At 45.7% G+C, this 11,744-nt stretch carries 10 protein-coding genes and 1 pseudogene; 3 read left to right on the plus strand and 8 right to left on the minus strand.

All coding sequences use genetic code 11. From position 1 onward, the window contains the following. The first annotated feature begins 40 nt into the window (after window positions 1-40). Complete coding sequence (locus tag ABIX36_RS22820; protein ID WP_348084477.1) at window positions 41-586, plus strand: peroxiredoxin; 546 nt, start codon at window positions 41-43, stop codon at window positions 584-586. 268 nt (window positions 587-854) lie between these two features. After that, window positions 855-1,439 (plus strand): carboxymuconolactone decarboxylase family protein, encoded by a 585-nt coding sequence (locus ABIX36_RS22825; RefSeq protein WP_348084478.1) that lies wholly within the window; start codon window positions 855-857, stop codon window positions 1,437-1,439. A gap of 253 nt (window positions 1,440-1,692) precedes the next feature. Here the strand turns inward: ABIX36_RS22825 and ABIX36_RS22830 are convergent, their stop codons facing one another. From ABIX36_RS22830 to ABIX36_RS22845, 4 genes are read right to left on the minus strand one after another with little or no spacing between them, the layout of a single operon-like run. Then, window positions 1,693-3,234 (minus strand): DHA2 family efflux MFS transporter permease subunit, encoded by a 1,542-nt coding sequence (locus ABIX36_RS22830; RefSeq protein WP_348084479.1) that lies wholly within the window; start codon window positions 3,232-3,234, stop codon window positions 1,693-1,695. 5 nt (window positions 3,235-3,239) lie between these two features. Continuing rightward, the gene (locus ABIX36_RS22835) at window positions 3,240-4,292 is read right to left on the minus strand and encodes an HlyD family secretion protein (RefSeq protein WP_348084480.1); all 1,053 of its coding nucleotides are present in this window, start codon (window positions 4,290-4,292) and stop codon (window positions 3,240-3,242) included. Window positions 4,293-4,309: 17 nt separating this feature from the next. Next, window positions 4,310-5,650, minus strand: coding sequence for a TolC family protein (locus ABIX36_RS22840; RefSeq protein ID WP_348084481.1), 1,341 nt, complete (start codon window positions 5,648-5,650; stop codon window positions 4,310-4,312). A 25-nt stretch (window positions 5,651-5,675) separates the two neighbouring features. After that, a complete protein-coding gene (locus tag ABIX36_RS22845) occupies window positions 5,676-6,320 on the minus strand; it encodes a TetR/AcrR family transcriptional regulator (protein WP_348084482.1) in 645 nt (214 codons plus the stop codon). Between the two features lie 513 nt (window positions 6,321-6,833). On the opposite strand from ABIX36_RS22845, the gene ABIX36_RS22850 reads away from it, so the two are divergent. Further along, window positions 6,834-9,386 (plus strand): PIG-L family deacetylase, encoded by a 2,553-nt coding sequence (locus tag ABIX36_RS22850; RefSeq protein WP_348084483.1) that lies wholly within the window; start codon window positions 6,834-6,836, stop codon window positions 9,384-9,386. Between the two features lie 64 nt (window positions 9,387-9,450). Here ABIX36_RS22850 and ABIX36_RS22855 read toward each other — a convergent pair whose 3' ends face one another. The 4 genes and pseudogenes from ABIX36_RS22855 to ABIX36_RS22870 all read right to left on the minus strand — a co-directional run. Further along, entirely contained in the window at window positions 9,451-9,906 is a 456-nt protein-coding gene (locus ABIX36_RS22855) for a DUF2059 domain-containing protein (protein WP_348084484.1), read from the minus strand. 2 nt (window positions 9,907-9,908) lie between these two features. Next, window positions 9,909-11,030 carry a DUF5009 domain-containing protein gene (locus tag ABIX36_RS22860; protein WP_348084485.1) on the minus strand — a complete coding sequence of 374 codons (1,122 nt, stop codon included), beginning with the start codon at window positions 11,028-11,030 and terminating at the stop codon, window positions 9,909-9,911. A gap of 1 nt (window position 11,031) precedes the next feature. Beyond that, window positions 11,032-11,391, minus strand: a complete 360-nt coding sequence (locus ABIX36_RS22865) for a four helix bundle protein (protein ID WP_348084486.1) — start codon at window positions 11,389-11,391, stop codon at window positions 11,032-11,034. A 33-nt stretch (window positions 11,392-11,424) separates the two neighbouring features. Continuing rightward, window positions 11,425-11,744: pseudogene (locus ABIX36_RS22870) on the minus strand (glucosamine-6-phosphate deaminase); the annotation flags it as partial.

The raw sequence follows: 11,744 nt of genomic DNA on the forward strand, positions 1-11,744 counted from the left end.
AGCGTATATTTGTTGCATAAATTTTAATAAAATATCCATTATGTTAACAATAGGACAACAATTCCCAAAGTTTTCTAAAATAGCCGTAACAAGCCTCGAAAAAGGTAAAGAGTTTGAAACCATCACCTCTGATTTTTTAGTGAATGAAGATAACGTTTGGACCGTAATGTTCTGGTGGCCAAAAGATTTCACCTTTGTGTGCCCTACAGAGATTGCTGAGTTCAACAAAAACTATGGTGAGTTCCGCGACCGCGAAACCCGTTTAATTGGCGCTTCTACCGATTCTGAGTTTGTACACGCTGCCTGGAGAAGAGATCACGACGATTTGCGCGACCTTAAATTCCCGATGCTTGCCGATACTTCAAAATCATTAGCCGAAGACCTGGGTATTTTAGAACCAAATGAAAAGATCGCTTACCGCGCTACTTTTATTATTGACCCTACCGGTATTATCCGTTGGGTATGTGTTAACGATTTAAGCGTTGGCCGTAACGTTAAAGAAGTTTTACGTGTACTTGATGGTTTGCAAACAGATGAGCTTTGCCCTTGCAACTGGGAAAAAGGCGAAGAAACCTTATCCGTATAATTTTACCACCCCTATATATATAGCCCTTGTACCCCTTAGGTGCAGGGCTTTTTTATACCAGGAAATTACTTTTAATAATAATGCGCGCAGGGGCTTGTGCGATTCCCCTCTTGAGAGGGGTGGAGGGGTGTGTTAAGCGTAGGTCTTTTAAAACGAAAGGCCGCACCGCGGTCACACCTTTGCCACTGCACATTGCCTTGCCCACCCATTTTCTAGAGGGGAAATGATTTTAAAGCGATTCCCTGTTTATACCTTAATATATTTACCCATGAACGAAAGTACAGAGATCATACAAGAAATATTGCAAAGCCTTAGCCTGGACACAGCCTACCGCACCGCCAGCCTTACTTTGCTGGAAAAAGGCGAATCGCGCTATTTACGCGATCTTAAGCTGAATTTTACAAGCACCCTTACTTCGGCCCACCTTACCGAAAAAGAATGCGCGCTGATAGGCTTAAGCGCCGCTGTAAACAACAATAATGTACCGCTTATCAATTACTACACCCAATATGCCGAAGCGCAGGGCGCTACTGCTGCTGATGTTGCAGAGGCTGCCGGTTGTGCATCGTTATTAGCATCAAACAATATATTTTACCGTTTCCGCCACTTTACGCAAAAGGAGAAGTATACACAGATCCCCGCGCGCATCCGTATGCAGCTGATGATGAAGCCGGTAACCGGGAAAGAATTTTTTGAATTGATGAGCCTGGCCATATCTGCCGTTAACGGCTGCGAGATGTGCGTAAACGCGCACGAAGATTCGCTGATAAAGCTTGGTACTACAGAAGAGCGCGTGTTTGATGCTGTACGCATAGCCTCATTGGTAACCGCTACCGGCAAGATAATTTTCTAAGGATTTTTAATAACAAGAAAGGAGCCTTTGATGGGCTCCTTTCTTGTTACAATTGTCAACATGAAAATTATATGAAATTAAATTTGGGTTTGTTAATTAAAAAAAACTAATTTTATAGCATAAGATTATAACACCTCTCCTAATCATAATTTTTTTTAACCAACACTTTGTGCATCCGGAGGGGAATTACAAATTTAATTGTTGATTTTTTTGGAAAAACCGTTCAGTTGACAAGACTGAACGGTTTTGTTTTTTAGTGCGAATCGGTAACCGCCTTTAGCTTTTTAAACGGCTGCAGATACAATAACGGTATCGAGAATAGCATCACCAGTCCCGAGATCCAGTAAGCGTCATCATACGACAGCAGCATTGTTTGCCTTATTACGTTTCCTTCTATAGCGGCATAGGCCATGTGCGTAGCATCCAATAATGATTTGCCCCTGGCCATAAAACCGTGAGTATAAAAATTTAGCCTTTCGGTAAATGCCGGGTTGTACGGGTTTACGTGCTCAATCAACGTGCTCCTGTGAAACCCCGCCCGTATGTGAATAATGGTTGTTAAAGCCGCTATACCAAATGAGCCACCTAACTGGCGCATCATATTGTTTAAGCCGGAACCCTGCCCAATTTCTGCGCCTTTCAAATCGGCCATGGCCAACGTAGTAAGCGGAACAAATAGTAGGGCCATACCAACACCACGGATCAGCAAAGGTACCAATACGTCGCTCTCGCCTGTTACCAGGGTTGAATTGCTGAGCATCCAGGTGAATACAAAGAATAGGAACATACCCACGGTAGCCATAAACTGCGCCGGGATGCCTTTATTAAGCATCTTACCGATGAATGGCATCATAAATATGGTACACAATCCACCGGGGAACAGGAGTTGCCCCGTTTGCTGGGCATTAAAGCCGAGCAAATTTTGGCAGAACACCGGGAACACAAACACCGACCCGTACAGCCCAAACCCCAGGATAAAGGAGGTAAACATCCCCACCGAAAAACTTCGGTGCCGCATAATGGCAAAGTTTACAATAGGATGGTCGGTACTCATTTCCCGCCATATAAATAATATTGTACCCAATACCGCGGTAACGGTTAGTATTATAATGTACGTTGTTGCAAACCAATCTTCCGACTCACCTTTTTCCAATATGGTTTGTAAACTACCTACCGCTACAGCAAGCAAGCCAATTCCCCACCAGTCGATGGGTTTTTTCTCCTGCTTGGGCGTTTCGTTAATAAACGTGTAGGCCAGGAACGCGGCAAGCGCGCCCACGGGTAAGTTTACGTAAAAGATCCATGGCCATGAGTAATTCTCGGTGATCCAGCCGCCAATAGTTGGGCCTACAGTTGGGCCTACCACCGCGCCTAAACCAAATAGTGCTGTAGCCGTACCAATTTGCTCGCGTGGCCAGGTTTCTATCAGGATAGTTTGCCCGGTAGATATTAAACCACCACCCGCAATACCCTGTAGTATACGGAAAGCTACCAATTCATCCAGCGTGGTTGCATTACCACACAAAAATGATGCTATGGTAAATACGATGATAGATGCAAGAAAGTACTGCTTGCGGCCAAAGCGCCCGCCCAACCAGCCCGACATGGGGAGGATGATTACGTTTGCTACCGCGTAGCCGGTTACCACCCATGCAATATCTTCCAGCGTTGCGCCCAGGTTTCCCTGTATATGCGGTATAGCTACGTTTACAATGGTGGTATCTATCAGCTCCAGCAGCGATGCCATAATTACCGTAATGGTAATTATCCATTTTTTAAAGCCAGTTTCAGCCATGTTATTTAGTCTTTTGTAATTACCGAAACATCCACGCTCATACCCGGGCGTAGTTTCGCAAGTTCTTCCTTGCTTCCGGTTAGTTTAATTTTAACCGGGATCCGCTGTACAACTTTTACAAAGTTACCGGTAGCGTTATCCGGTGGCAATAACGAGAATTTAGCACCTGTAGCCGGCGAAAAGTTATAAACCGTACCTTCTACTTTCAGGTCAGGATAGGCGTCAACTTTCACATCAACCTTTTGGCCATTGCGAATTTTATCAAGCTGGGTCTCTTTAAAGTTAGCGGTGATAAAAATGCTGTTATCGTTTACGATAGAGAACAATGTTTGACCGGCCTGCACTAATTGACCTACCTGTACATTCTTTTTGGATACTACACCGGTTGCTGGTGCCTTAATATCGGTATAAGAAAGCTGCAGTTTAGCATAATCAATATCAACCTGCTTTTGGGTTACACCGGTATTGGTAACCTTTAACTGGCTGCGGCTGGTAGCGATCTGCTCTAAAGCGGCTTTGTATTTATCTTTTGCAGCGGTGTAGTTTGCCTGTGCAACTTCAAGGTCGGCTTTTGCCTGGTCGAACTGCTGGCGGGTTACCGACCCATCCTGAACCAGGTTGGCGTAACGAGCGTAATCTTTACGTACTTTTTCTAAACGGGCGCTTGCCGATGCAACATCTGCCCTTGCGCTTGATGAATTGGCAGTAGTTGTAGAGATCTGCGATTCGCCAACACCTATGTTAGCGCTTGCACCAACCTGTGCTGCCTGTGCCTGCTCCACTTTAACCTGGTAATCGCGGGCATCTATTTTAACCAGCAGCTGGCTTTTGTTTACGTGCGTGTTTTCTTCAAACATAATGCTATCTACATAGCCGCCAACGCGGGCTACTACGGGGCTTATATCGCCATCTATCTGTGCATCGTCGGTATCAACGTGCTTGCTGAAGTATATGTATTCTTTTACGCCGAAAATGATACCACCGATAAGTACGATGCCTAATATGATAGGAAGTACTCTATTTGGTTTCTTTTTGGTTTCTGTTTCCTGAGTTGCCATTGTATTTTGATTTTGTATTATTTGTTAAGAGTTCCGGTTGATTTTAATAAAGTATAAAAGGCGAGGCCTGCATCGGCTTTTGCCAGTTCCAGGTTAATTTCGGCCTGGTAAAGCAAGGTTTGCGCATCGGCACGGTCTGTAGCTGATGATATATTGCTTTTGTATTTCGATTCCAGGATCCTGTTGTTCTCCGTAGCCTGGTTAATGGAGGTTTGCAGCAGGTTGATCTTATCTATCGCTGTTTTATAGTTCTGATAGCTTTGGTTAACCTCGTTTTTAATATTGTCAGAAGTGATGCCTTTGTTCACAATTACTTCTTCGCGCTGCAGGCGGGCCTCGGTAACTTTGTTTTTGTTAGTCCAAAGGGTGCCGAAGTTCCAGCCGAGCGTAACCCCTAAGGATATCGGCGTAATATATTTACCGCTTTTTGGTATCGGGTTACCCGATACGCCCACATAGTAGGCACTGCCCGATGCCGAAAGCGTAGGCGATGTATTTGCCCTGATGCTTTTGATGTTGGTTTCGGCAACTTGTGTACGCAGGTCCATCTGGCGTAATTCTGCACGATGCGCGAGCGCGGTATCAATATAGTTTGCCAAAGGCGCTGGTGATCTGTCGGCATCCACTATCTGCGCAATGCCCAACTGGGTAGTTTCGGGCAGGCCCAAAAGGATATCCATGTTGTAGTTGATAATGCGGCGGTTGTTTTCCAGATCGATACCGTTCAGCTCGATGTTAGAGCGTTGTAATTGAAAACGCAATACATCGTTCTTGGTAACCAGGCCCTGGTCAAAAAAGCGCTGCGATTGCTTTATCTGCGCATCGATGGTTACTAAATTCTGCTCGACCACTTTTTTAGCCTGTATTACCTTATAAAGGTTGTAGTAAGCGTCAATTACGTTGTAAGCGATCTGGTCGCGGTCGTTCACAGCATCCAAACGGGCCACCTGGGTAAGCAGGTTAGTGCTTTCGCGGGCGTAGCGTAGTTTGTTGCCTGCCCAAATGGTTTGGTTTACCGATACCGTACCCAGGTAAGCGTTGGCGCTGCTTGGCAGGCTCAGGCTTTCTTCGCCAAATTCAAGCTTGTGGGCAGGGATCTGCGCGCGGTTGTAACCAAAGCTGGCCTTACCGGTTGGCAGGGCGTTATCTTTAGCTTGTTCAAATTGCGATACCGCCTGGTCTATTTTAGATTGCGATAGTTTTAACGTTTTGCTGTTTTCCAATCCCAGCTTAACGGCTTCGTCAAGCGTAATGGTTCTGTCTTGTGCCGCTGCCGGGTTGGTAATAAGCAATGCTGTAATTAATACAGCAAAACTACCCGCGGCCTTAACAGCTCTTGTTAGTAGATGAGGTTTCAAGGGACTATGATTTATTGTTGTCATTTTAGTTTTGTAGGTAAGCTTTCAAAAGGGTCTTCAAATATTTTTTAAGGCGGGGTTTTAACTTGTCTTCCTGGGCCTCCCCGTCCAATACATCATAACCCAATACTACCGACGAAATATGCGGTGTGTTGATGATGTAGTTTTTTGTACCGAATATGGTAGCCACCAATAATTCCTGGTCGGTATCTTTTTTAAACTCACCGCTTTTTACGCCATCAGCTATAATGCCTTGAAAAACGGTTACGTTCTTCATTACAATAGCAGTTATTTTATCAGTAAGCTCAGATTTTTTTGTTTTAGATATTTCGCGGTGCAGCATAATGTGGAAACAGTTGTTGTTCACCACCTTTTCTACATAGCTTTCTATATATTTATCTAATTTTTCCCATGGGGAGAAGCTGGTATCGTTGCCAATTTCGGCCAATACTTGCTGAAACATGGCTATGCGGCGCTCAAAAATGGCCAGGAACACGCCTTCCTTAGAGCCGAAGTAATAATTAAGCATAGCCATGTTTACGCCGGCTTCGCCGGATATGGCACGGGTAGATGCGCCATCGTACCCGAATTCTGCAAAGATCCTTTCAGCTACATCCAGGATATGGTCCTTTTTATCTGTCTTCTCTTTTTCCATTATGGTTGTTATCACGGCACAAAATTAATCAATCGATTAATTAATTAAAATTAATTTTGTCAGAAAATTGTAAGACATTGATAATCATGCTTAAAAAATTAATCGACTGATTGATTTTTGGTTGGATGCCGTGAGTTTAAATGAGATTAGTTTATATAGCCATAGATTTTTAACCGATGGATTTAATAAGAAATATTGTCCCGGATTATATTTTTTTAAGGTTAAAAAACGTGAGAATATGTTAACCCTGATTTTTTTTAAAAAATTGATTATCAGATTGTTAAAAATTATTTTTTGAAATTGTGTTAAGCTATGTTAACCCTAATTACCACGCAGGTGATGTTTGATGGTTAGCAAAAACGGGCAAAATTGAAAGGGCTACAGAAGGACTTACTTAATCGGATATGCTGTATTTTAATGGGTTATATCCCTTAGGCGCGGGGACCTATTCTTAGGGTTATTATCACCCCCGTATAATATTATTGATACCTCATCCGCCCTATACCTGTTTATAATATATTTGTTCTTATGAAGCGTACTTTGCTGTTATCCCTCGCCTTATTTCTTGTTTTTCAAAACATTCATGCCCAAACTGCCCCACCGAGCGATATGGGCTCCATAAAACAGAACTTTAAAAAACTGAACGTTTTGGGCAGTGTGCTGTACGTAGCCGCCCACCCCGACGATGAGAATACCCGCCTGCTGGCTTACCTGGCGCAGGAAAAACATTACCGCACGGGCTACCTGTCGCTCACCCGTGGCGATGGCGGGCAAAACCTGATAGGCAACGAGCAAAGCGAACTATTGGGACTGATACGCACACAGGAGCTTTTGGCAGCCCGCCGCATGGATGGCGCAGAACAATTTTTTAGCCGCGCTACCGATTTCGGCTTCTCTAAAAACCCGGAAGAAACCCTAAAATTTTGGGATAAGGACAAGGTATTGGGCGATATGGTTTGGGTGATCCGTCAGTTCAGGCCCGATGTAATGATCTGCCGTTTCCCCACCACCGGCGAGGGCGGCCACGGCAACCACACCGCATCTGCCATTTTAGCGCAGGAAGCATTCAGCGCCGCCGCTGATCCTAAGCGCTACCCCGAGCAACTAAAACATGGTGTTACCCCCTGGCAGGCCAAACGCCTGCTTTGGAATACCTTTAATTTTGGCAATACCAACACCACATCCGAGGATCAGTTTAAGCTGAACGTTGGCGGCTACAACCCCATCTTGGGCAAAAGCTACGGCGAAATCGCTGCCGAAAGCCGCAGCAATCATAAAACGCAGGGCTTCGGCTCGGCCAGGCAACGCGGTGATGCTTTTGAATATTTTAAAACCATATTGGGCGATGCGCCCAAAACCGATCTGATGGACGGGGTAACTACCACCTGGGCTCGCATCCCCGGCGGCGCGCCGATTGGCGAGGAACTGGCAGCCATTCGTAAAAATTTTAACGATGACGCTCCCGAAGCTTCTGTACCTGCATTGATAAAATTGCTGGATAAGGTAGATATGGATTTTGTGAACGACAAAGCCATGCAAACCGTACGGCTGAAAGCCGGCGCAGTGGAGGAATACACCTACTGGCACAAGCAAAAAGCAAAGGAACTGAAAGATCTGATAGCCGCCTGCGCGGGATTATGGTTTGAGAGCTATGCACCAGAAGCATCTTATGCGGTAAGTGATAAATTAGATATCAGGGCCCAATTGTTTACGCCGAACAAATTGCCGATAAGCAAGATAGTTATAAGTGCAGGCGGAGAATCGGTCCCGGTAACGGTTACGCAGGGTAGCGAATCAATTTTAGCTCCGGGTCAGCTGCGCACAGAACAGCTACAAGTGGTATTAAAAAAACTGTCGCAGCCTTACTGGCTCGAAACGGCCCACCCCATTGGCAGCTATACCCTGGCGAACGATACCCTTGCTGGCCCGCCAGAAAATGCGGATGCGCTCACTATAAAATTCGAGTTTACTATCGATGGTAAAAGCTTGAGCTTTTACCGCAAAGTGATGTACAAATACGTTGACCCGGCCCGCGGCGAAATTTATCAGCCATTGGAAATCACCCCGCCGGTAACCGCTTCCCTGGCAGAAAAGGTTTACGTTTACAATAATTCTGTGCCCCAAATTGTACAGGTAAAACTCAAAAGTTTTACCAATGCCAGCGGCAACGTCAGCATAAAACCAATTGCAGGTTGGAAGATAACCGGCGCGGCTGATTTTGCAGACAAGAAAAAAGGCGACGAATGGACCGCCTCCTTTACCATTGCGCCAACAAGCAATAAATCTAACATCGCTAACCTGGATGTGATTGTTACCGCCAACGGCAAAACCTTTTCGCAAGGCTTGCTCAATATCAAATACAACCACATCCCGGCCATCACTATCTTCCCGCCGGCGCAGGCCAAGCTGGTGAATATAGATCTGAAAATTGCTGGGAAACGCATTGGCTATATTGCCGGTGCGGGTGACCTGGTGCCCGACGCCCTGCGCGAAGTTGGCTACGAAGTACACCAGTTAAGCGAAGGCGAAATAATAAATGGTGACCTAAGTATTTACGATGCCATTGTTATCGGTGTGCGTGCCTACAACGTTAACCAGCGCCTGGCCTACGAGCAGCCCAAACTGATGGAGTATGTAAAAAACGGCGGCAACCTGGTGGTGCAGTACAATAATAACAACGGGCTGGTTACTAAAGCCATTGGTCCGTACCCTTTCCAGGTGGTAAACCAAAGGGTAACTACCGAGGATTCGCCGGTTACTATTTTGGATAAAGATAGCCCGGTGCTTAATTATCCCAACAAAATAACACAACAGGACTTTAGCGACTGGATACAGGAGCGCAGTGTATACATGGTAAGCAATATAGACCCACAATACAAAACCCCGCTGCAAATGGGAGACCCCGGCGAAGCGCAAAGCAACGGTTCGCTAATCGTTGCCGATTACGGCGCAGGCCGGTTTGTATATACTTCGCTGGTCTTCTTCAGGGAGCTGCCTGCCGGTGTACCGGGTGCGTACAGGTTGTTTGTGAATTTGCTGAGCAAGCCGCCTAAAACAGCAGGTGTAGGATATTCCAAGTAAAAGAGCGTAAATGCCTCCGGGAAACCGGAGGCATTCTCTGAAACAACCATACCAGTCCGCAATATTATTCTTTAAACGCTTCCTGCATCATTTGTTGTAGTTCTACCTGGTGGCTTTGCACCGCTTGCTGGCCTATTTCCGAACCTTTTTGGAAAAGAATGGGCTGCTTTTCGTTTACTTTTTTGCCCAGCGGTGAGTTATAAAAAACCACCAGGTCCTTAAGCTCTTTTTCGGTGAATTCTTTGGCGTACATGGCGGCCATTTGGTCTTTTATTATTTCCCAGTTCATGTACTTATCCATAAAGGTTTTCATCACTTCCATAAACTTCGGCCGCTTATCGGCGGGTACATTGGCGCTTGCCTGTTTCAGCATAGTAGCAACATTGCCTTGTAAATTTGTAGCAGCGCCAGAGGCTGTAAGCACATCTTCTGCAGCCTTTAAATGCGCAGGAGTAATGGTAGTCTGGGCCTTTGCAACAGCACAAAACAGCAAAAAGGCTACGATCAGTTTAAATTTCATCACTAAATTTTTATAAATATTTTACGGGTATAAAACACCCACATTACCAGCCAAAGGATCAGCACAATTAAAATAGCGCCAAGCAACGATGCATTTACGGGCGAAAAGTAAGGCACGAACAGGTGCTCGTAAATAGATTTTCCATCCCATTTTATCAGGTTATAATAATGCGGGATAAAGCCCGAAAGTACGTAAGCTGCGATGGCATTGGTGCCAAATACCACAAATGGATAGGTAAAGCGTTTATGCCCCTGCACGTCTATCAGCCAGAAGCAAATAGCCAATCCGATAGTTGCGAGTCCCCCTGTGTAAAGAACAAAAGAGCTTGTCCACAACGCTTTGTTGATGGGAAAGAACAGATCCCAAAACAGGGCCAGCAACGCGGCAATAACGCCATAGGTGAACATCCAGCTTACTTTTATGCTATCGTCGCGGTCTTTACGTTTGAGCCAGGTGCCCACGCGGATACCAAACAGGCCTGTACCGATTGCAGGCAGTGTCCCCAATAAACCTTCCGGGTCCCAGGTGCGGGAGGAACGCCAGAGATGATCGGGGGTGAGCAGCGTGCGGTCTATCCATGCGCCCAAATTGGTTTCGGGTTCCAGGTTGGCATAGCCTACACCGGGTACGGGGACGAAGGTCATTAACAAATAATAGCCCACCAGCGCGATCACAAATACCCAGTCGCGGGTTTTTTGCGAGGTTTTAAGATACAGCACGGTGCAGATAAAATACACCAGGGCAATGCGTGGCAATACACCCGGTAAGCGCAATTTACTCAGATCAAAATTCCAGCGGAGGATAACCTGCGTACACCAGGTGATGAGCATTAATACCACCATGCGTCGCAGTGCGGTAAGTATCATTCTCGACTGGTTTTCGCCGGAGGCTTTCCTGCTTTCCATGGCATAAACGATAGATACGCCCACCATAAACAGGAAGAAGGGAAACACCAGGTCGGTAGGTGTGCAGCCATTCCAAGCGGAGTGTTCCAGCGGAGCATAAATATGGCCCCAATCGCCGGGGTCGTTAACCAATATCATGGCAGCGATGGTGATGCCCCGAAAAACATCAAGAGAGAGGAGTCTTGAGTTTTGGGTTTTGGGTAATGAGTTTTGAGTCATTTTATTTAAGCTCTCGTATTTTGTAAATTAGGGAAATCAGCATTTTACGGATTTCCATGTTTAAGGTATTTAATTGGTCAAAAGCATCATCGTTTAAATATCCTAACGCTTGCGCAACCAATATTAAATTTTCAACCTCAGTTGTTGAGCCGAGTGCGATTTGAAGAAAATGAGCCAAATCGTTTTGACTAAAACGGCCACAGCCCTCGGCGATGTTATTTGAAATGGATAACACAGCCCGTTTCAACTGGCTTGTTAAAATATACCGTTCATCTGGCGGGAAAGATGCCGTATGCTTGTAACAAACGGGTACAAATTCAAACGCTTTTTGCCAAACCAGGAGTTTTTTAAAATCTTGCATACGCATTACAACTCAAAACTCATTACCCAAAACTCAGAACTTAAATCGTACAAAAGCCTCCATAGCCGCATACTCCGCCATGCCGAGTTTATCATAGCAAACGGCAGTTTCGCGGTTACGGTCCTCGGCACGCACCCAGAACTCGCGGGCATCATCGCCGGGGAATACGGGGCGGTCCTTTTGGCTTTGGTGCTTGAAGATGGCGTTACGCTTGCGCAAAACTTCCGCAGGCGATAAAGGCACCGCCATTTCAATTTCGTGCGTAGCAAACTCGTGCCAGGCACCACGGTAGAGCCACATCCAGCAATCTTTCACCCAATCCTCGGTTTCCTTCAAACGCTGTAAAGCAGCAA

The organism is Mucilaginibacter sp., from assembly GCF_039925265.1.
GTDB lineage: Bacteria > Bacteroidota > Bacteroidia > Sphingobacteriales > Sphingobacteriaceae > Mucilaginibacter.